This is a genomic window from Ruegeria aquimaris (assembly GCF_025751555.1).
Lineage (GTDB): Bacteria > Pseudomonadota > Alphaproteobacteria > Rhodobacterales > Rhodobacteraceae > Ruegeria_B > Ruegeria_B aquimaris.
This window is the reverse complement of the sequence record NZ_JAOWLB010000010.1, coordinates 91,011-112,069: the sequence shown is the minus strand read 5'-3', so window position 1 is coordinate 112,069 and position 21,059 is coordinate 91,011. Positions and strand designations below refer to the sequence as shown.

Below are 21,059 nucleotides of genomic sequence, written 5' to 3'. Positions count from 1 at the left end.
GCGCCAGGCATGTTGACGGTCTTGGCTTGCCCGCAGGGGCGCGCTATGAGGGGCGGGTATTCAATGGGCAATGAACCGAAAGACAGACAGGGACCGGAATGAGCGACACCGACAGTTTCATCGACGAGGTCACCGAAGAGGTCCGCCGTGACCGCATGTTCCTGCTGCTCAAACGATGGGGCTGGGTCGGAGCGCTGGCGGTGGTCGCCATCGTCGGCGGCGCCGCCTGGAACGAGTACTCCAAGGCGCAGACCACGGCCAAGGCGCAGAAACTGGGCGATGACATCATTGCGGCGCTGGCGTCGGATGACGGCGCCGGGCGCGCTGCGGCGCTGAGCGGGATTGAAACGGATACCGCGGGTGGTACGGCTGTGCTTGGCATGCTGACTGCCGCGGCCGAAAGCGCCAATGACAAGGCGGCTGCGGTGCAGCGGCTGGAGGCCATCGCCACGGACGGCGCTCTGCCGGAAATCTATCGCGAGATTGCCGGGTTCAAGTCGCTGATTCTGCAAGCGGAGACATTGCCCGCCGCCGATCTGCGCCAACGCTTCGAGGCGCTGGCCCGGCCCGGTGCGCCGCTACGCCTGCTTGCATCGGAACAACTGGCCCTGATCGACATTTCCGAAGGGAACGTGGACGCGGCCCTGACGCGTTTGCGGGCGATCCGGGAAGACGCCGAAGTCAGCTCAGACTTGCAACAGCGCGCAACTCAGTTGATGGTGGCGCTGGGGGCCGATCCCGCACCGCTGGCGCAGCAGGGCTGATACCAGGCATGCGGATGGCGGCGAAGGTGCGGAACAAAAACGATAGACAGGCGAGTTCGACCATGGTGACCAGCTCATTCTCCCGGATCGGGGCGGCCCTGATGGGTGGTGCATTCCTGCTGCTTGCGGGCTGTGAGGAGCCAGAGGTGATCCTGCCCGGCGTTCGTGAAGACATCCGCCCGGCGGCGGAGGCGGAACAGGCCAATCAGTCGCGCGCGATCAAGCTGGCCGCGCAGCAATCCAACGCCGAATGGACACAGAGTTTCGGAACACCTGCGTTCCGCACGGCGCATCCCGCCTTGCGGTCGTCCCCGCAATTGGTCTGGTCGGTGCCGATCGGGTCCGGTGACAGCAAGCGGCAGCGCATCACCGCCGATCCGGTGGTTGCGGGCGGGCTGGTCTATACCCTGGACAGTGCCGAGCGGGTGTCGGCGGTGACACCGGGCGGCGGTCTGGTCTGGCAGAGCGACCTGATCCTGCCGGGCGAGGCCGAGGGTCAGGCCACGGGCGGTGGCATGGGCTATGCCGACGGGGTGCTCTACGTGTCCTCGGGCTATGGCAACCTGACGGCGCTGGACGCCAAGACGGGAACGGTGCGCTGGCGGCAGAAACTGAACGCCACCGGCTCGGGCTCGCCCACCATCCGGGACGGTCTCATCTATCTGGTGGCAGGCGACGATACCGCCTGGGCCGTCAATACCAAGGATGGCCGGATCGCCTGGCAGATTCAGGCGACGCCGAGTGTCGGAAACGTGTTGGGGGCGCCCGCTCCGGCGCTGAGCAGCGATCTGGCTATCTTTGCCTTTGGCTCCGGTGATCTGGTTGGCGCGTTCCGCAAGGGCGGCGTCCGGCGCTGGGGCGCCTCGGTCACCGGCGAGCGCAAGGGCCGCGCGGCGTCGCGCATCGGCGATGTGACCGGCAGCCCGGTGATCTCGGGCAGCACGCTCTACGCGGGCAACCACTCGGGCCGCACCGTGGCTTTCCGTGTCGATAACGGCGAACGCCTGTGGACCGCGTCAGAGGGCGCGCTGGGGCCGGTCTGGCCTGCGGGCGACAGCATCTTCCTGGTCAGCGACCGCAACCAGATCATTCGCATGAATGCGACCGATGGCAGCGTGATCTGGGCGCAGGACCTGCCGGGCTTTGTCAAGGACAAGCCCAAGAAGCGTGGGGCGAGTTATGCGCATTACGGGCCGGTGCTGGCCGGTGGCCGGGTCATTGTCGCCTCGAACGATGGTTTCCTGCGTCTCTACAACCCCGAGGACGGGGCGCTGTTGCAGCGCATCGAGGTCCCCGGCGGGGCCACCACCGGGCCGGTCGTGGCGGGCAGCACGCTCTATGTTGTTGGGGCCAAGGGCCAACTGCACGCTTTCCGTTGACGCGCGGACGCGCTATAGGGCGCGTCTGAGTCTAGAAAAGTAGAGTGCCATGTCTCTGACCCTCGCCATCGTGGGGCGGCCCAATGTGGGCAAATCCACCCTGTTCAACCGTCTGGTCGGCAAACGGCTGGCGCTGGTCGACGACCAGCCGGGCGTGACCCGCGACCTGCGCGAAGGTCAGGCGCGGCTGGGCGATCTGCGCTTTACGGTGATCGATACGGCGGGGTTGGAGAACGCCACCGACGACAGTTTGCCCGGCCGGATGCGGCGGCTGACCGAACGTGCGGTCGACATGGCCGATATCTGCCTGTTCCTGATCGACGCGCGCGCCGGTGTCACCCCCAATGACGAGATATTCGCCGATATCCTGCGCCGTCGCTCGGCCCATGTGATCCTGGCCGCCAACAAGGCCGAGGGCGCTGCCGCCGATGCCGGTGTGCTGGAGGCCTATGGGCTGGGGCTGGGCGAGCCGATCCGCCTGTCGGCCGAGCATGGCGAGGGGATGAACGACCTTTACACCCGGCTGATGCCGCTTGCCGACGCGATGGAAGAGGCGGCCGAGGATGTGGCGCCTGAAACCGATGTCGACATTTCCGAGGATGACGAGGAGGACACCGAAGGGCGCGCCGATGAACCGCCCGCGATCACTGCCGAAAAGCCCTTGCAGGTTGCGGTGGTGGGGCGCCCCAACGCGGGCAAGTCGACCTTGATCAACAAGATCCTCGGCGAGGAACGGCTGTTGACCGGTCCCGAGGCCGGGATCACCCGCGATGCCATTTCCCTGCAAATCGACTGGGACGGCACGCCGATGCGGATCTTTGACACCGCCGGCATGCGCAAGAAGGCCAAGGTGCAGGAAAAGCTGGAGAAGCTCTCGGTCAGCGACGGTTTGCGCGCGGTCAAGTTCGCCGAGGTCGTGGTGGTCCTGCTCGACGCGGCCATCCCGTTCGAACAGCAGGATCTGCGCATCGCTGATCTGGCCGAACGCGAAGGCCGGGCCGTGGTGATCGCGGTCAACAAATGGGATGTCGAGGAAAACAAGCAGGACAAGCTGCGGGAACTGAAGGAAAGCTTTGAGCGCCTCTTGCCGCAATTGCGTGGTGCGCCGCTGGTCACGGTATCGGCCAAGACGGGCCGGGGGCTGGACCGGTTGCACGATGCCATCCTTCGGGCACATGCGGTCTGGAACCGGCGCGTGCCCACCGCCGCCCTGAACCGCTGGCTGATCGGCATGCTGGAACAGCACCCGCCGCCCGCGCCGCAGGGCAAGCGGATCAAGCTGCGCTACATGACCCAGGCCAAGACCCGGCCGCCGGGGTTCGTGGTGATGTGCAGCCATCCCGACAAGATGCCGGAGAGCTACTCGCGCTACCTGGTCAACGGTCTCAGGCAGGATTTTGACATGCCCGGCACGCCAATCCGGCTGACCCTGCGCGGGCAGGGTGACAAGAACCCCTATAAGGGGCGGCGCAAAAAGAATGCCGGCGCCTTGACCAAACATCTCAAAGCGCGGTCTTAAGGCTCAAGAACTGCTACATATTTTCGCAAGGGGCGTGACAGCGCCACTTGCTTCGCGATAGCATTCGCACATCGGGCGCAATTCATCCGCAGGCGGCTTGTTTGCGGGTGCAGCTTTATTAAGTTGTGATGAAAGTCGTTTAGCGTTCAGGTCTGGGGGAGCAGACGATCATGGATCTGAGGGCCTATACACGCCAATTCGCCGTCCAGGACAATCGCTTGGCGGGGTTGAGCTATTTTGGGACATTCGCGGTGTATTTTGCCGCCCTCTATCTGGCGATCACCCATGTGGACCGCTGGTTTGCCATGATTCCCGCCGGGGTTGTCTTTGCCTTTGCCGCGGTGCGTCTTTACGTCCTGCAACACGATTGCGGGCATCACTCGCTGTTCGAGACACGGCGGCAGAACGAGATTGCCGGTCATGTCCTGTCACCGTTCACGTTCGCGCCCTTCGAGGTGATGAAACAGAACCACAACCTGCATCACGCGGGTGTGGGCAATCTGGAGCATCGGGAGACCGGCGAGATCCATACCATGACCCTGCGGGAATGGCAGGCCGCCGACTGGAAGACCCGCCTGATCTATCGGCTGTATCGCAACCCGTTCATCCTGATCCCGCTGGGCGCGGCGTTTACGTACTTTATCCGCTACAGATGGCCCAAGAACGCGACCCGCTTCGGTGCCCTTGGGGTGGTTGCGCATAATGGCGCTATCGCGGTTTTCCTGGGCTTGCTGTGGTGGATGGCGGGAACGACGGGGGTGCTGGTCTGGCTGATCTTCTCGTTCCTGGGCGGGATGCTGGGGGTGTTTCTTGTCTATCTCCAGCACAATTTCGAGGACACATACTGGGATCGCCGCCCTGATCTCGATCCGCAGCTTGCGGCGTTGCAGGGGTCGTCGGCACTGGATTTCGGATGGTGGTTCGACAATGCCGTGGCCTGCATCACCCTGCATGACATTCACCATTTCAATGCGCGCATCCCGTCTTACCGGTTGCGTGCGTGCCATTACGGGTTGCCGCCCGAATATGCGCCGCGCCGGATCAAGTTCGGGGAAGCGGTCGCGGCGTTGAACCTGAAGTTGTGGGACGAGGACACACGGCGGCTGGTGCCGTTCCCGCCGGGGCGCCCTGTGGCCAAGGCCCGGGTCGCCGGGTAAAACGGGCGAAGCCGCGTTTGGGGCGGATTTGCAAAACACAAATCGAACAGTTTCCGGAAGATAGTGGACAGGACGAGAGCTGAGATGAAATCGGTAAACGAGATTGAAGGCGTTGGCCCAGCTTTGGGCAAGTTGTTGACAGAGGCCGGGTTCAAGAGTGCTGAAGCCGTCGCGAAAGCCAGCCTGGAGCAGTTATGTGCGATACCGGGAATTGGAGCGGCACGGGGTGCCGCGATCCTGTCCGCTGCTCAAGCGCTGGTCGGCAGTTCGACGACGGGTAAGGCCACTGCGGCAAGAACCCCCTCGCAACGGCGGAACCCGGTTGCGCGGCCTGGGCGTTTGGCGCGGGGCAAGACGCCGCGCAGCGCGCCTGTCGTGCCGGTTCAACGGGCGGTAGCCGTGCGCAGCGAGGCGGAGATCGCGCAAGCGGATGCTGCGGCAGTGGCGGAAATGGCCGAAGACGAGGTCAAGGACAAGAAAAAGGCCAAGGCCGCCGCCAAGGAAGCCAAGGCCAAGCAAAAGAAGAAGGACTTCGAAGAAAAGATCAAGAAGGCCAAGGAAAAGGTCAAAAAGAAGTCCGACAAGAAGAAGTCCGACAAGAAGAAAAAGAAGAAGGACAAGAAGAAGGCGAAGAAGTAGCTTCTTCGCCTTTCCAGGTCCATCTTGCGGTGGAGGTCAGACCAGGATGCCGTCGCGCGTCAGGGTCAGCTTTCCACCCAGGTAGGGTGACAGCGCCTCGGGCAGGGTGACGGTGCCGTCTTCGTTCTGGCCGTTCTCCAGCACCGCGATCAGGCAACGCCCCACCGCCAGGCCCGAGCCGTTCAGCGTGTGCACGAATTGCGGCTTGCCGCCATCGGCGGGTTTGAACCGGGCGTTCATGCGGCGGGCCTGAAAATCGCCACAGGTCGAAACGGAACTGATCTCGCGATAGGTGTTCTGACCGGGCAGCCAGGCTTCGATGTCATAGGTCCGGCGGGCGCCGAACCCCATGTCGCCGGTGCAGAGCACCACAGTGCGATAGGGGATGCCCAGCTTTTCCAGGATCCCTTCGGCGCAGCGCAGCATGCGTTTCTGTTCCTCATCCGAGTTGTCGGGATGGGTGACCGAAACCATCTCGACCTTTTCGAATTGGTGCTGGCGCAGCATGCCGCGGGTGTCGCGGCCTGCCGAACCGGCCTCGGACCGGAAGCACAGCGAATGCGAGGTGTAGCGGCGCGGCAGATAGCTTTCCTCGATCGTGTTGCCGTTCACGATGTTGGTCAGCGAAACCTCGGAGGTGGGGATCAGCCACCAGCCCTCGCGGGTCTGATAGCTGTCTTCGCCGAATTTCGGCAACTGGCCGGTGCCCTGCATCATTTCGGACAGCACCAGAACGGGGCCGTTGACCTCGGTCAGCCCGTTCTCTCCGGTGTGGGTGTCGAGCATGAACTGCGCCAGTGCGCGGTGGATGCGCGCGACACCGCCCGAGAGCAGAACGAACCGGGCGCCCGACAGTTTGGCGGCGGTTTCGAAATCCATCCCGTTCTGGACGGCGGGAATGTCGAAATGCTCCTTTGGCGCAAAGGCAAAGCTGCGCGGGATGCCCCAGCGGTTGATCTCGACATTGTCGGTCTCGTCGGCGCCATCGGGCACGTCGTCGGCGGGCAAGTTGGCGATGCGCGACAGCACATCGGCCAATTGGGTGTCGAGGTCTTTTGCCTCGGCCTGCATCTGGGCGATTTCGGCCTTTTTCTCGGTCACCACGGCGCGCAAGCGTTCGAATTCGGCCTCGTCGCCCCGGGCCTTGGCGGCGCCCACTTCCTTGGACGCCTTGTTCTGTTCGGCCTGCGCGGTTTCGGCCGCCAGAATACGGGCGCGGCGCTCTTCGTCCAGGGCGAGGATTTGCGACGACACCGGCGCATCCCCGCGGCGCGCCAGGGCGGCGTCAAAGGCTGTGGGATTCTCGCGAATGGCGCGGATGTCGTGCATGGGTCTGGTCCTCGAAAGGTGAATCACTGCACGGCGTTATGCACCAAATATGGAACGGGGTGTAGCGCCCTTGGAACCCAAGCTCGGGTGGTGGGGCTGCGGGCCAGTCGCAGCCCCGCCCGGTCTCAGTTCAGCATCACCTGCGGTGGCACCAGCCTGTGGCGCGGCGGATACATGCGGATCTCTCCGGTCATGAAATCCGCATAATCGCGGGTCAATTCGGTTCCGGCCGGAATATCCGCCAACGCGATCCCCCAGATCCCGTCCGAATAGTCCAGGTTGGGATACATCGAGTGATTCATGAAGCGGCCTTCGTCGCCTTCGAGCATCCGGTAACCCGGGCGGTGGATGTCGGGATAGCTGTAGCGCTCCAGAAACTCGCGGACATGCGGTTCTACATTGTCGATCTTGGCTTCCGGGAATGTGATATCGAGCATCCTGTCGTGCCGCCAGACCTTGTCGCCGCGTTGGATGTCGTCATGGCAAAATACGCCCAGCCCTTCGATTTCGGAGGGGGCGAGATAGCAGCGCACCATCATCATGCGCCTGTTCCTTCTAGCAGATTGGCCGGGCCGCTTCCCGGTCTGGAACACCAAAGTAATTTCGTTGCGCACAGCGGTTCGCGCCAGCAAATCAAGGCACTGATTCGCGCTGCAAAGCAACGGAAATCACCAGACATTCCCGAAACAGCCTACAACAGCCCGCTAGGCTTTGGATTGTCCCGATTCGCCGGTATTCTGATGCGCCAGCTTGCCATCCCAGCGCGCGGTCGCGACCTTGGCGTCGACCGGGTCGGCGACATAGGACGGGGTCATGATCTGGACGCCGTTCTCGGTGAACACATCGAGTATGTTGCGGTGCAGGTCGGATTTGATCCGAGGAATGATCGCACCTTGGGTCGTGTAGGCGTTGATCTGATAATTGACGGCATAGTCCGCCAGCGCCGCCCAGAGCACGAAGGGGGCAGGACGGTTCTTGAGGCCATTGGTACGTCTTGCCGCCTCGATCAGCATGGCCTCGACCTTTTCGGTGGGTTCCTCGTAGCCAATACCGACTGTCGTGTGGACCAGAAGGCCGTTGGCGTCGGCATGTTTGGAATAGTTGACGACTTCGGAATTCAGCAGCTGTGCGTTCGGGATCGAGATCAACTCGTTCTTGATCGAGCGTAGATGGGTTTCCATCATCTTGATTTCGACCACATCACCCAGATGCTCGCCGATCTTGATGCGGTCTCCGATCGACGTGGACCGGCGATAAATCACGAAGAGTCCCGAAATCAGATTGTTCATGACCGAGTTCGAGCCGAGCGACAGCATCGCCCCGACAAGGATGGTCAGCCCCTGAAAGGCGGCCGACTCCGATCCGGGGATATAGGGAAAGGCAAACACCAGAGCGATCAGGATCAGAATGGCTCGGACGATGTTGAAAGTGGGAATGACCCAATGCCGTTCGAAGTTGCCGATTTCGAAACTGCCGGCCTCGACCGCCTCGAAGAAAATCCGCAGGCCACGGATGATGTATTGCGTGACAGCCGCGATGATCAGCAGCGTGACGAGATTGGGAAGGTAGTTGATGAAGCCAAGGACGATGTTAAGAACCGGCCGGGTGACATAGGTCAGCAGAAGCTGAGCCACGTAACGCGTCTCGGCAAAGGCCAGCAGAATGAACGACAGGTAGTAGTAGACGCCCAGGAAGAAGATCGACAACAGGACGAAGTTGATCCCGAACCGGATCAGCGCGGCGATGGCATCGGCGCGAACATGGGCCCGGGTGGCGGACTCAACCTCGGCCAGGTTTCTGTGGACCAGTCTTGTAATCCGGGTGTTGAGGAACCTGCGAAGAAGGAAGCCAAGGAAGGTGAAGAGCGCAAAGGCCAATGTCCACCCCATGGCATAGATCGCGCCCTCGATCCGGGCCTTGTCGGATCGTTCCGATCTGTAGGACAAGATCGCCTCTTTAATGACCTTGGCATGCACGTCGGCCAGCAACGCCAGATCGATCCTTTCCAGAGCGGCGTCGGCTTGTGTGACCGTCAGGATTTCAACGCCATCCGCCAAGATGACGAAACCAAAGCGTTCTTCTCGTTTCTGGATATTGACGGTATTGCTGTTGGAGGCCGTGGCAACCTGAACAAGCCGTTCATGTACCTCCAGCGCGCGCCGTTCGGCGGGCATGCCGCTGACGCCGCGCAAAAGGAAAAGCTCGGACCCGTCCAGGATGACAGGGGCCTGAAACACACCCGACGACATTGGCGCCGAGGCCGATGTGTCCTGTGCCGATGCCACCGATACACAGAGTGTCTGAACAACAAGTACCGCTATCACCAACAGGCGGATCATGGCTGGATTTCCCCTCAGCTGTCGAACCGACTATACCTGCGGATTGAAACCTGACCAGAAGGGAAAATGCGCAAAGAAACCTGCTTTTGTGCTCGACTTGCAAAGGAACGGTTCTGCGCATAGGTTCCCGGCGAAATCTGCGGGGCTCTCCCGCCAGCCAGCACAAAGGATTCTCCCATGGAAGGTGGCGCAATCGCCCAGTTTCTCCCGCTTATCCTGATCTTTGCGATCATGTATTTCCTGCTGATCCGTCCGCAGCAAAAGAAGGTCAAGGAACATCAGGCGATGGTGGCTGCGCTGCGTCGCGGCGACCAGGTGATCACCCAGGGCGGTCTGGTTGGCAAGGTTGTCAAGGTCAAGGATGATGGCGAGCTTGAAGTCGAGATCGCCGAAGGCGTGAAAGTGCGTGTCATCAAGGCGACCATCGCCCAGGTCCTGAGCAAGACCGAACCGGCGAAGTGAGAACTCGCCACAACCTCCTGAAAAGGCAGGCTTATGCTGCAAATTGATACCTGGAAGCGGGTGCTGATCATTCTGGTCTGTGCGGCCGGTCTGCTGCTGGCCCTGCCCAACGCGTTTTACACCCGTGTCGAACAAAGCAATGACGCCCGCGCCGCGATGGAGGTTCAGGGGGCAACCGCTGAACTGACGCAGACGGCAGGGCAATGGCCGTCCTGGATGCCGTCTTCGCTGGTCAATCTGGGTCTGGATCTGCGTGGCGGCGCCCATCTGCTGGCCGAGGTGCGGGTCGGCGATGTCTACGAGGCCCGCATGGAGGCCATGTGGCCCGAAATCCGCAACGCGCTGCGGGGCGAGCGGGACACGGTCGGCACGATCCGCAAGCAGCCGTCCCCAAGCGACGAGATTCGGATCAAGATCAGCAAACCCGAAGGCATGACCCGGGCATTGGAGGTCGTGCGCGGTCTGGGTCGCCCGATCCAGACGCTGACCGGGGCCGGCTCGAACGATATCGAGGTGCGCGGTGCCGGCGACGAGATCGTCGTGACCCTGAGCGAGGCCGAGAAACTGGCCACCGACGACCGTACGGTCCGGCAAGCTCTGGAAATCGTGCGCCGCCGTATCGACGAGGTGGGGACGCGCGAACCGACCATCCAGCGCCAGGGGGCGGACCGGATCCTGATCCAGGTGCCGGGAATCGGCAGCGCCAGCGAGTTGAAGGCCATCATCGGCACCACGGCGCAGTTGACCTTCAACCCGGTCGTTTCGCGCGGCACCGACGCCGAGGCGCGCGCCGAGATCGGGCAGAAGGTGATACCGGCCCTCGACCAGCAAGGGGTCTATTACACCGTGGAGGCGGCCCCGGTTGTCACCGGAGAAGAATTGGTGGATGCGCAGCCCGCCTTTGATCAGAACGGGCGGCCCGCGGTGAACTTCCGCTTCAACACCTCGGGTGCCCGCAAGTTCGGTGATTATACCCGCGACAATATCGGCGCGCCCTTTGCCATCGTGCTGGACAACGAAGTGATCAGCGCCCCAGTCATCCAGTCTCACATCCCCGGCGGTTCGGGTATCATCACCGGCAATTTCACCGTTGAGGAAAGCACCAATCTTGCCGTTCTGTTGCGCGCGGGCGCTCTGCCGGCGGGTCTCGATTTCCTTGAAGAGCGTACAATCGGGCCAGAACTGGGTCAGGACAGTATCGACGCAGGCAAGGTCGCGACCGTTGTCGCCTTTGTCGCGGTGCTGGGCTTTATGTGGGCCAGCTATGGTCTTTTCGGTATCTTTGCCAATATCGCGCTGATGATAAACGTCGGGCTGCTTTTTGGCCTGCTCAGCCTGATTGGCGGGACACTGACGCTGCCCGGGATCGCCGGTATCGTTCTGACCGTCGGTATGGCGGTCGATGCCAACGTTCTGATCTTTGAGCGGATCCGCGAAGAGCTGAAAACCGCCAAGGGGCCTGCGCGGGCCATTGAGCTGGGCTATGAAAAGGCGCTGAGCGCCATTCTGGACGCCAATATCACCACGTTCATGACCGCCGTGATCCTGTTTGCCATGGGCTCGGGTCCGGTGCGCGGCTTTGCCATTACCCTTGGTCTGGGGATCCTGACCTCGGTCTTCACCGCGATCTTCGTCACCCGCCTGCTGGTGGTGATGTGGTTCGAACGCCGCCGTCCCAAGACGATCGAGGTCTGACATGCGCTTGAAACTCGTACCCGATGTAACCTCGTTCGACTTTTTCGGACGCTGGAAACTGTGGCTGGGCATCTCGGCGCTGATGGTGGTGGTCGGCTTCGCCTCCTTCGCTGTGCAGGGGCTGAATTTCGGCATCGACTTTCGCGGCGGAACCACGATCCGCACACAGAGCACACAAGCCATCGACGTCGGCGCCTATCGCGATGCGATCGCCCCGTTGGGGCTGGGCGACGTGACCATCACCGAGATTTTCGACCCGACCTTTGGCCCGGACGAAAACGTGGCGATGATCCGTATTCAGGCCCAGGACGACGCCGAAGCGGTCAGCGCGGAGACCATTGCCGCCGTCGAGGCGGCGCTGTTGGCAGCGACGCCCGATATCGAGTTCGTATCGGTGGAATCCGTCGGTCCAAAGGTGTCGGGCGAACTGATCCAGACGGCGGTTCTGGCGGTGTCGTTGGCGATCCTTTCGGTGCTGGTCTACATCTGGCTGCGGTTCGAATGGCAGTTCGCCCTGGGCGCGGTGGCCGCGCTGATCCATGACGTGGTCCTGACCATCGGCGTGTTTTCCGAGCTTCAGATCCGCTTTGACCTTGCGATCATCGCGGCGCTTTTGACCATTGTCGGCTATTCGCTGAACGACACGGTGGTCGTGTTCGACCGGGTGCGGGAAAACCTGCGCAAATACAAACAGATGGAACTCAAGGATCTGCTGAACCTGTCGATCAACGAGACCCTCAGCCGGACGCTGATGACCTCGATCACGACGCTTCTGGCGCTCATCGCGCTGTATGTGCTGGGCGGTGACGTGATCCGGGGGTTTGTCTTTGCGATGATCTGGGGCATCGTTGTCGGTACCTATTCGTCGATTTTCGTGGCCTCGACCATCCTGCTTTGGCTGGGCGTCAAGCGCGACTGGACGAAAAACACCAACAATACCGGGAACCAGTTCGGCGATATCGACGCCTGATGCTGGCGACATACCTGCTTCGCCGCTGGCACTAAGGGCCGGCGGCGAAACCGGTAAGGGTGGCCGCCATGATCCTTGTACCTGAACTGTCGCTTTCGGACATGGGAATCCTTGTCGCCGCGGCATATCTTGCCGGGCTGGTCCGGGGGTTCGCGGGCTTTGGGACCGCGCTGATCTTTCTGCCCTTTGCCGGTATGGTCCTGTCGCCGGTGCAGGCGATCACGGTTCTGGTGCTGATGGATATCGTCGGGCCATTGCCGATGCTGCCGCGTGCTGCGCGCCATGTGGACAGGGGCGATCTGGCCCGGTTGCTTGGCGGGGCGGTCGTGGCGTTGCCGCTGGGGCTCTATGCCTTGTTCCTGCTGGACGCGCAGGATTTCCGCTATCTGGTTTCGGGTGTTTCCCTGCTCATGCTGAGCGGTCTTGTCCTTGGCTGGCGCTATGGCGGGGCATTGCCTCCGGGGGCCGTTGCCGCAACCGGTGCCGCATCGGGCTTTCTGGGCGGTGTTGTAGGGGTTCCGGGGCCGCCGGTCATCTTTGTCTATATGGCCAGCCCAAAGCCCGCCTCTTCCATCCGAGCCAATATCACCTTTTATCTTTTCGGCTATGACTGGATGGTTCTTGCGATGATGGGGCTGGCCGGGAGGCTCGATCCGGAATTCCTGGTGACCGGTCTGATCCTGATCGCGCCGAATATGCTTGGCACCCTGTCGGGTGCGGCGTTATTCGTGCCCGGGTACGAACGGGCCTACCGGCTGGCCGCCTATGGGCTGATTCTGGGCGCGGCGCTGTCGGGCCTGCCATTCTGGACTGCGGGAGAGTGAAATGCGCCTGACCGAAGTGAACTATAGCGATGCGCAACCGGTTGACGGCTATGGTCCCGGGTTCTTTCGGATCGGCGGTGTGGTGCGGCATGGCCCCGTGTTGACCGGCGCGGCGGGGACTGCGGCCTGGGCGGGGTACGAGGATGCATCACCTTTGCTGGCGCTCTCGGGTCAGGTGGATGTGCTCTTCATCGGTACCGGGGCCGAGGTTGCGCATATCCCGTCGGCCTTGCGTGACGCTCTGGAAGGGCAGGGTATCGGGGTTGAAGTGATGAACTCGCCCTCTGCCTGCCGCACCTACAACGTTCTGCTGTCCGAAGGCCGCCGGATCGCACTGGCAGCACTGCCCGTCTGAGCGCCCTTCTCTTCATTTCGCTAGAAATACTCCGGGGAGCGCGAGGGGCTGGCCCCTCGCTTGCGCCTGCTGGCAGGGCTCAGGCGGTGGATGCGTCATTTCCAGCCTTTTGCCCCCGGCACCAATGAGATAAGCGAAACATATGACACTCACCGTCACCGACCTTGCCATTGCCCGCGGCGGCATACCCGTGCTGGAAGGGCTCAGCTTCAGGCTCGAGTCCGGCCAGGCTCTGATCCTGCGCGGTCCAAACGGTGCGGGAAAGACAACCCTTCTACGTACCCTTGCGGGCCTGCAACGCCCGCTGGCGGGGCACATCGACGGGGCCGAGGACCGGATCGCCTATGCCGGGCATTCCGACGGGCTAAAACCGACGCTCAGCGTGACCGAGAACCTGACATTCTGGGCCTCTGTATTTGGCGGGCGCGATATCGGTCCGGCCCTGCAGGCGTTTCGTCTGGACGATCTGGCCGATCGCCATGCGGGCAATCTGTCGGCCGGGCAGAAGCGTCGCCTTGGCCTGTCGCGGCTGCTGGTCACCGGGCGGCCGATCTGGATGCTGGATGAACCGACCGTGTCGCTTGACCGCGAGGCGGTTGCGATGTTTGCCGACGCGGTGCGCGCGCATCTGGCCCAGGGTGGGTCAGCCCTGATCGCCACCCATATCGACCTTGGGCTTGACGGAACCATCCTGGACGTGGGGCCTTACAAGGCCAAGCCGGTTCTGGACAGCGATTTCGATGGAGGTTTCCTGTGATCGCGCTGTTGAAACGCGACCTGGTGCTGGCCCTGCGCGCCGGTGGCGGCTTTGGGCTGGGCCTTGCCTTCTTTCTGATCGTCACTGTTCTGGTGCCTTTCTCGGTCGGACCGCAGTCGTCGCTGCTGGGTACCATCGCACCGGGCGTGCTGTGGCTGGGGGCCTTGCTGGCCTGCCTCCTGTCGCTTGACCGTTTGCTGGCCCTCGATTGGGAGGATGGCACGCTCGACCTGTTGGCAACGGCACCCCTGCCGCTGGAATCGGTGGTCACGATCAAGGCGCTGGCGCATTGGCTGACGACCGGCTTGCCACTTGTGCTGGCTGCACCTGTACTGGGCGTGCTGCTGAACCTGCCTGGGCCGGGTTTTTTGTGGATGGTGATCTCGCTCGCCCTTGGTACCCCGGCACTCAGCGTCATCGGCACATTTGGCGCGGCGCTGACAGTGGGGCTGAAGCGTGGCGGCCTGCTGTTGTCGCTCCTTGTGCTGCCGCTCTATGTCCCGACGTTGATCTATGGGGCCGAGGTCGCACGTCGCGGCGCCGAGGGCATGACCGTGGCAACGCCGCTGATGATGCTGGCCGGGATCAGTGCGGCGGTGATCGCGCTTCTGCCTTTTGCCAGCGCCGCCGTGCTCCGCGTCAATCTGCGTTGACGCAAGTCAATTGAGAATGCCTCTGCTTCAGACTAGATAGGGCCCATGTCGATATCAACGAGACTCAATGCGCTCTGGGAATATGCCAACCCGCGCAAGTTCCTGGCCACCACCGAGCGGGTGCTGCCGGTTCTGTGGCTGCTCACGGCCGTCACACTGGTTGGCGGGCTTGTCTGGGGCTTCTTCTTCACGCCCGACGATTACCGGCAGGGATCGACGGTCAAGATCATCTATATCCACGTGCCCTCGGCCTTTCTGGCGACCAGTGCCTGGTTCATGATGCTGATCACCTCGCTGGTCTGGTTGATCCGCAGGCATCATGTCAGCGCGCTGGCCTCGCGCGCGGCGGCGCCAATCGGGGCGGTGATGACCCTTATCGCGCTGGTCACCGGGGCGATCTGGGGCCAGCCGATGTGGGGCACATGGTGGGAATGGGACCCGCGCCTGACCTCGTTTCTGGTGCTCTTCCTGTTCTACCTCGGGTACATGGCCCTGTGGGAGGCAATCGAGGATCCCGATACCGCCGCCGATCTGACCTCGGTCCTTTGCCTTGTCGGCTCGGTTTTTGCCGTGCTCAGCCGCTATGCCGTCTATTTCTGGAACCAGGGGCTGCATCAGGGGGCCTCGGTGCTCCGCGCCGGGGCGGTTGCCGGGACCGATACCACCGAGAAGGTCAGCAATGTCTATGCCTATCCGCTGCTGCTTTCGATGGCCGGTTTCTTTCTGCTGTTCGTGGCACTGGTCTTCTACCGGACGGGGACCGAGATCCGCGCCCGCCGGATCAAGGCGCTGTTGGCGCGTGAAAGGGTGAACGGATGATCCCGGATCTTGGAAAATACGCGGGCACGGTGCTGTCCGCCTATGGCACATCCATCGTGCTGCTGGTGGCGCTGGTCGCGCTGAGCATTCGCCGGGGACGCAAGGTCCGGGCGGAAATGGAACAAGTCGAACAGAGGATGTCGCGCAATGGCTAAGGTCTCGCCGCTGATGCTGGCGCCGCCGCTGATCTTCGGCGCATTTGTTCTGCTGGCCGCTGTCGGCATGTTCCGGGAGGACCCTCAGTCGTTGCCGTCGGCCCGCGAAGGGCAACCGGCTCCGGCACTGGTGATGACCGAGTTTCCGGGCGCGCCGGGGTTCGACGATGCGACATTGCGCGATGGCGAGGTCAAGCTGGTCAATTTCTGGGCCAGCTGGTGCGCGCCATGCCGGGCGGAACATCCGAGCCTGGAGAAACTCGCCGCCGAAGGCATCCCGATCTATGGCGTGAACTACAAGGACAAGGTCGAGAACGCGCAAGGTTTCCTCGACGAGCTTGGCAATCCCTTCCGCGCCCTGGGCCGGGACGAACAGGGGCGGACCGGCCTCGACTGGGGCGTCTACGGCGTGCCCGAGACCTATGTCATCAAGGGTGACGGAACCATCGTGCTGCGCTTTGCCGGTCCGATCACTTCGCGGGTAATAGACAGCACCATCCGACCGGCGCTGGAAAAAGCCGCGCAATAGACTGTTCAGGGTCGGAAATCCTCCTAGGCCCTGCATTCCGGCTTCTTTCTGGCAAGAAATACTCCGGAGCGCGAGGCAGAGCCTCGCAACAAAAACGGGCGCCGAAACGGCGCCCGCTGTCTTTTCTTTGCTGCGGTCTCAGCTGGCTTTGGCCAGGTTGCGCAGCACGTAGTGCAGCACGCCGCCATTCTCGATATATTCGATCTCGGGAGCGGTATCGATCCGGCACTTGACCTCGATCGTCTTGCTGCTGCCATCGGCGAAGGTGATGTCGCAAGGTACGGTCTGAAGCGGCTGGATGGTGTCCAGACCTCGGATCGAGACGGTTTCATCGCCCTTCAGGCCCAGCGACTGGCGGGTGTCGCCGCCGGTGAACTCGAACGGGATGACGCCCATGCCGACCAGGTTCGAGCGGTGGATACGCTCGAAGCTTTCGGCGATCACGGCCTTGACGCCCAGCAGTGCGGTGCCCTTGGCTGCCCAATCGCGCGACGAACCGGCGCCGTACTCCTTGCCGGCGAAGATCACCAGCGGGGTACCGGCCTCCTGATAGGCCATCGAGGCATCGTAGATCGAGGTCTGCGCGCCATCGGGGCCTTTGGTAAAGCCGCCTTCGACACCGTCCAGCATCTCGTTCTTGATGCGGATATTGGCGAAGGTGCCGCGCATCATCACCTCGTGGTTGCCACGGCGCGAGCCATAGGAGTTGAACTCGCGCGGCTGCACCTGGCGCTCGGTCAGGTACTTGCCTGCCGGGGTGTCAACCTTGAACGAACCGGCGGGCGAGATGTGGTCGGTGGTGATCATGTCGCCCAAGATGGCCAGAACGCGGGCGCCCTCGATATTGGTGATCTCACCCTTTTCAGGGGACATGCCCTGGAAGTAGGGCGGGTTCTGGATATAGGTCGAGGTCGCGGGCCAGTCATAGGTCTCGCTGTCGGTGGTCTCGACCGCCTGCCACTTGGCGTCACCCTTGAACACGTCGGCGTATTTCTTGAGGAACGCCTCGCGGGTCACGGTGGCGTGCACCAGATCGGCGATTTCCTTGTTCGACGGCCAGATGTCCTTCAGATAGACCGGCTGGCCATCCTTCGAGGTGCCGAGCGGCTCGGTGGTCAGGTCGATGTTCATGTCACCGGCCAGCGCGTAGGCGACGACGAGCGGCGGCGAGGCCAGGTAGTTTGCACGCACGTCAGGGCTGATCCGGCCCTCGAAGTTGCGGTTGCCCGACAGCACGGCGGTGGCAACAAGGTCGCCCTCGTTGATCGCCTTGGAGATCTCGGGTTGCAGCGGGCCGGAGTTGCCGATGCAGGTGGTGCAGCCATAGCCCACGAGGTTGAAGCCGATGGCATCCAGATCCTCTTGCAGGCCAGCGGCCTCCAGATACTCGGTTACCACCTGGCTGCCGGGGGCCAGCGAAGTCTTGACCCAGGGCTTGCGGTTCAGGCCCAGTTCACGCGCCTTGCGGGCAACCAGACCGGCGCCGATCAGCACATAGGGGTTCGAGGTGTTGGTGCAGGAGGTGATCGAGGCGATCACGACCTTGCCCGAGGACATGGTGTAATCTTCGCCCTCGACGGCGACTTCTTTGTCGGCCGGGCGCTTGAAGGTCTCGGCCATTTCGCGGGCAAACGCGGACTTGGCACCGGTCAGCGGCAGGTAATCCTGCGGGCGCTTGGGGCCCGAGATCGCGGGCACGATGGTGCCCATGTCCAGTTCCAGCGTCGAGCTGTAGACCGGCGCATAGTTGGCGCCGCGCCAGAAACCGTTTTCCTTGGCATAGGCCTCGACCAGGGCGATGCGGTCTTCGTCGCGGCCGGTCTGGCGCAGGTAACGCAGGGTCTCGTCGTCGATCGGGAAGAAACCGCAGGTCGCGCCGTATTCGGGCGCCATGTTGGCGATGGTCGAACGGTCGGGCAGGGGCAGTTTATCGAGGCCGGGGCCATAGAATTCGACGAACTTGCCCACCACGCCGTGCTTACGCAGCATCTCGACCACTTTCAGCACCAGGTCGGTGGCGGTGGTGCCTTCGACCATCTCGCCGGTCAGCTTGAAGCCCACAACCTCGGGGATCAGCATCGAGATCGGCTGGCCCAGCATCGCGGCCTCGGCCTCGATACCGCCGACGCCCCAGCCCAGCACGGCCAGACCATTGACCATGGTGGTGTGGCTGTCGGTGCCGACCAAAGTGTCAGGATAGGCAACGGTGTCACCATTCTGGTCGGTGTCGGTCCAGACGGTCTGCGCCAGGTACTCCACGTTGACCTGGTGACAGATGCCGGTGCCCGGCGGCACCACGCGGAAGTTATTGAACGCGTTCTGGCCCCATTTCAGGAAGGTGTAGCGTTCCAGGTTCCGCTCGTATTCACGGTCTACGTTCATCTGGAAGGCGCGCGGGTTGCCGAACTCGTCGATCATGACCGAGTGGTCGATGACCAGGTCGACCGGGTTCAGCGGGTTGATCTTCTGCGCGTCGCCGCCCAGGCCCTTGATGCCGTCGCGCATCGCGGCCAGGTCGACCACGGCGGGCACGCCGGTGAAGTCCTGCATCAGCACGCGGGCCGGACGATAGGCGATCTCGCGCGGGTTCTTGCCCCCCTTGGCGCCCCATTCGGCGAATGCCTTGATGTCCTCGACCGAAACCGAGAAACCGCCATCCTCGAACCGGAGCATGTTTTCCAGCACCACCTTCAGCGAGGCGGGCAGGTTCGAGAAATCGCCAAGACCGGCTTCGGTCGCGGCGGGAATGGAGTAATAGGAAATGGATTTGCCATTGACGCTGAGCGTGCGGCGCGTCTTGGCGGTATCCTGTCCGACTGTGATGGGCATCTTGGCCTCCCTCTGAAGGAACGTGGAAATGGGATTCGCTGCGGGTTATCTGCATCACGCCCGCCTTGTGTTCAAGCACCAAGACGGGGGGTGCGTCAATTATGGTATACCATTGCACACATGCGATCGCAATATACTGCATGCAATGGTATACAATTTGCTTTGACGTACTCAAGCAACCTTGATTGGCGCCGTGATTGGACAGGCGGTAGGCTTGGGCTAAATCCCCCGGACAGGAAAGATAACCGTGATGAAATCCACCGCCCTGTGTCTTCTGCTGACCGTGCTGTTCATGTCCGCCGCCGCCCGGGCCGAGCAGCCGGTTGTGGTGGAGTTGTTCACCTCGCAAGGATGCTCTTCGTGCCCGCCAGCGGATGAGATCATGCATCGGCTTGCAGAGCGTGACGACGTGATCGGGCTGGCGCTGCATGTGGACTATTGGGATTACATCGGTTGGAAAGATGCCTTTGCCAGCCCGGCCCATACGCTTCGGCAACAGGCCTATGCGCGGTCCGGCGGGCGCTCGATGATCTATACCCCGCAGATGGTGGTGCAGGGGGTCGAGGACGTGGTAGGCGCGCGTGAGCAGGACGTTGTGTCGCTGATTGAGGCACACAAGAAGCTACCCGCGCAGGCGGATCTTTCGGTGACTCGCACGGGGCAGGAGCTATCGGTTGCGCTGGCGCCGACTGAGGCCAGCGTTGCGGAGGACCATGTGGTACAACTGCTCCGCTATACGCCGCTGCGCCATGCGTCGATCAAGCGGGGTGAGCTTGCAGGACACGATCTGGACTATGCCAATGTGGTCGAAAGCCTGAGCGTCGTGGGCCGCTGGGATGGCCGGTCGCAGATGGACCTGAGCGTACCGGTCGAAGGTGACTTGCCGATCGTCGTGCTGGTGCAGCAGGCTGGCGCCGGTCCCATCGTGGCTGCAGCCCGCGTCAAGTAATCAGGCGGCATCCGTTGTCGGCTGGGGTTCGGCGTCGAGCCAGGGTTTCCAGCGGCGGTGTATCCAGAACCATTGCCCCATGTGTTTGCGCACCATCTTTTCCAGATCGTCGTTGATGAACTGGGTCATTGTGGTGGCGTCGCTATGTGGCACCGGGTCGTGCAGAACGATCTCGAAATCCAGCCCGTCAGGCTTGCGCACCGCATAGCAGGGGATCATCACCGCATCGTATTTCAGCGCCAGTTCGGCATTCAGAACCGATGTGACCGCGGTCTGGCCGAAGAAGGTCAGTTCCTCGCCGCCATGAGCGTGCAGGTCCGAAACGATGGCGATGATACCGCCCTGTTTCAGAGACCGGACCATTTCCATCATGCCGCGCCGCCCCTGTTCGAACATCGGCTCGCCGGTCTGGTGAAAGGCGTCTACGTAGATCTCGTTGAAATAGGGGTTGGCCATGCGGCGGTAGAGGCAGCCAATCGGCTTGCCGCCCCGGGCCTGCAACGCGACGCGTGCGGCCAGATAATGGCCGAAATGGGCCGTGATCATCATTACAGGCTTGCCCGCCGCAACCGCCGCGTCGAACGCGGCAATACCGGGGCCGGTGATCTCGGCGCTTTTCTGGCGTTGGGTGAAGCCTTCGGGCGAGAAATGCTCCATGATCGCGCGGCCGGCATTGTCGGGCACGGCGCGGCACAGGCGGCGAACCTCGGTCTCGGGCAGATCGGGGCAGGTCAGAGCGAGGTTGTCGCGGATGCGCTTGCTGAAGCCCACCAGCGGGCCGAGTGTGCGCATCAACCGGCCCATGGCGGCGATACGGGTGTCATAGGGCAGCATCCGCATGCCGCCGATCAGCCCGCGCAACACCAGATACTGGGCATAGTAGGACGCGCGTGCGCCACGGCTGAGTTCGGATTTTTCCAGGGGCATCGGGGTCTC

General features: G+C 62.5%; 21 protein-coding genes. 16 read left to right on the top strand and 5 right to left on the bottom strand.

The features are described 5' to 3' along the window. The first annotated feature begins 98 nt into the window (after nt 1-98). The 5 genes from OE747_RS14655 (at nt 99) to OE747_RS14635 (ending at nt 5,458) form a co-directional block, all read left to right on the top strand. Nucleotides 99-764 (top strand): hypothetical protein, encoded by a 666-nt coding sequence (locus tag OE747_RS14655; protein WP_263829317.1) that lies wholly within the window; start codon nt 99-101, stop codon nt 762-764. A gap of 62 nt (nt 765-826) precedes the next feature. Further along, complete coding sequence (locus tag OE747_RS14650; RefSeq protein ID WP_263829316.1) at nt 827-2,143, top strand: PQQ-like beta-propeller repeat protein; 1,317 nt, start codon at nt 827-829, stop codon at nt 2,141-2,143. Nucleotides 2,144-2,192: 49 nt separating this feature from the next. Then, nucleotides 2,193-3,662: a ribosome biogenesis GTPase Der gene (gene der / locus OE747_RS14645; protein ID WP_263829315.1), complete on the top strand. Its 1,470-nt coding sequence runs from the start codon at nt 2,193-2,195 to the stop codon at nt 3,660-3,662. 170 nt (nt 3,663-3,832) lie between these two features. Then, entirely contained in the window at nt 3,833-4,819 is a 987-nt protein-coding gene (locus OE747_RS14640; protein ID WP_263829314.1) for a fatty acid desaturase, read from the top strand. 84 nt (nt 4,820-4,903) lie between these two features. Beyond that, nucleotides 4,904-5,458, top strand: a complete 555-nt coding sequence (locus OE747_RS14635) for a helix-hairpin-helix domain-containing protein (protein WP_263829313.1) — start codon at nt 4,904-4,906, stop codon at nt 5,456-5,458. Between the two features lie 36 nt (nt 5,459-5,494). On the opposite strand, the gene serS is transcribed toward OE747_RS14635, so the two are convergent. The 3 genes from serS to OE747_RS14620 all read right to left on the bottom strand — a co-directional run bounded on the left by serS (nt 5,495) and on the right by OE747_RS14620 (nt 9,126). Further along, the gene (gene serS / locus OE747_RS14630) at nt 5,495-6,787 is read right to left on the bottom strand and encodes a serine--tRNA ligase (RefSeq protein WP_263829312.1); all 1,293 of its coding nucleotides are present in this window, start codon (nt 6,785-6,787) and stop codon (nt 5,495-5,497) included. Nucleotides 6,788-6,912: 125 nt separating this feature from the next. Then, entirely contained in the window at nt 6,913-7,329 is a 417-nt protein-coding gene (locus OE747_RS14625; RefSeq protein WP_263829311.1) for an SET domain-containing protein, read from the bottom strand. Between the two features lie 162 nt (nt 7,330-7,491). Beyond that, the gene (locus OE747_RS14620) at nt 7,492-9,126 is read right to left on the bottom strand and encodes a mechanosensitive ion channel family protein (RefSeq protein WP_263829310.1); all 1,635 of its coding nucleotides are present in this window, start codon (nt 9,124-9,126) and stop codon (nt 7,492-7,494) included. Between the two features lie 177 nt (nt 9,127-9,303). Between OE747_RS14620 and yajC the strand changes: the two genes are divergently transcribed. The 10 genes from yajC (at nt 9,304) to OE747_RS14570 (ending at nt 16,345) form a co-directional block, all read left to right on the top strand. After that, nucleotides 9,304-9,588, top strand: coding sequence for a preprotein translocase subunit YajC (gene yajC, locus OE747_RS14615; RefSeq protein ID WP_263829309.1), 285 nt, complete (start codon nt 9,304-9,306; stop codon nt 9,586-9,588). A gap of 33 nt (nt 9,589-9,621) precedes the next feature. Beyond that, nucleotides 9,622-11,283 (top strand): protein translocase subunit SecD, encoded by a 1,662-nt coding sequence (gene secD / locus OE747_RS14610; protein WP_263829308.1) that lies wholly within the window; start codon nt 9,622-9,624, stop codon nt 11,281-11,283. A 1-nt stretch (nt 11,284) separates the two neighbouring features. After that, on the top strand, nt 11,285-12,253 hold the full coding sequence (gene secF / locus OE747_RS14605) for a protein translocase subunit SecF (RefSeq protein WP_263829307.1): 969 nt from the start codon (nt 11,285-11,287) through the stop codon (nt 12,251-12,253). Between the two features lie 68 nt (nt 12,254-12,321). Beyond that, entirely contained in the window at nt 12,322-13,077 is a 756-nt protein-coding gene (locus tag OE747_RS14600) for a sulfite exporter TauE/SafE family protein (RefSeq protein WP_263829306.1), read from the top strand. A 1-nt stretch (nt 13,078) separates the two neighbouring features. Then, complete coding sequence (locus tag OE747_RS14595) at nt 13,079-13,432, top strand: Mth938-like domain-containing protein (RefSeq protein WP_263829305.1); 354 nt, start codon at nt 13,079-13,081, stop codon at nt 13,430-13,432. Nucleotides 13,433-13,574: 142 nt separating this feature from the next. Then, complete coding sequence (gene ccmA / locus OE747_RS14590; protein ID WP_263829304.1) at nt 13,575-14,189, top strand: heme ABC exporter ATP-binding protein CcmA; 615 nt, start codon at nt 13,575-13,577, stop codon at nt 14,187-14,189. Beyond that, nucleotides 14,186-14,842: a heme exporter protein CcmB gene (gene ccmB / locus OE747_RS14585; protein WP_263829303.1), complete on the top strand. Its 657-nt coding sequence runs from the start codon at nt 14,186-14,188 to the stop codon at nt 14,840-14,842. The genes ccmA and ccmB overlap by 4 nt, the downstream gene beginning before the upstream one ends. A gap of 45 nt (nt 14,843-14,887) precedes the next feature. Then, nucleotides 14,888-15,661, top strand: a complete 774-nt coding sequence (locus OE747_RS14580) for a heme ABC transporter permease (protein ID WP_263829302.1) — start codon at nt 14,888-14,890, stop codon at nt 15,659-15,661. Then, the gene (ccmD, locus tag OE747_RS14575) at nt 15,658-15,816 is read left to right on the top strand and encodes a heme exporter protein CcmD (RefSeq protein WP_263829301.1); all 159 of its coding nucleotides are present in this window, start codon (nt 15,658-15,660) and stop codon (nt 15,814-15,816) included. Before OE747_RS14580 ends, ccmD begins: the two co-directional genes overlap by 4 nt. Beyond that, nucleotides 15,809-16,345, top strand: a complete 537-nt coding sequence (locus OE747_RS14570; protein WP_263829300.1) for a DsbE family thiol:disulfide interchange protein — start codon at nt 15,809-15,811, stop codon at nt 16,343-16,345. Before ccmD ends, OE747_RS14570 begins: the two co-directional genes overlap by 8 nt. A gap of 138 nt (nt 16,346-16,483) precedes the next feature. Here the strand turns inward: OE747_RS14570 and acnA are convergent, their stop codons facing one another. Then, nucleotides 16,484-19,174 carry an aconitate hydratase AcnA gene (gene acnA / locus OE747_RS14565; RefSeq protein WP_263829299.1) on the bottom strand — a complete coding sequence of 897 codons (2,691 nt, stop codon included), beginning with the start codon at nt 19,172-19,174 and terminating at the stop codon, nt 16,484-16,486. A 250-nt stretch (nt 19,175-19,424) separates the two neighbouring features. Here acnA and OE747_RS14560 point away from each other — a divergent pair, with 250 nt between their 5' ends. Next, the gene (locus OE747_RS14560; RefSeq protein WP_263829298.1) at nt 19,425-20,123 is read left to right on the top strand and encodes a DUF1223 domain-containing protein; all 699 of its coding nucleotides are present in this window, start codon (nt 19,425-19,427) and stop codon (nt 20,121-20,123) included. Here OE747_RS14560 and OE747_RS14555 read toward each other — a convergent pair whose 3' ends face one another. Continuing rightward, nucleotides 20,124-21,050 (bottom strand): lysophospholipid acyltransferase family protein, encoded by a 927-nt coding sequence (locus OE747_RS14555; protein ID WP_263829297.1) that lies wholly within the window; start codon nt 21,048-21,050, stop codon nt 20,124-20,126. Nucleotides 21,051-21,059: the final 9 nt, after the last annotated feature.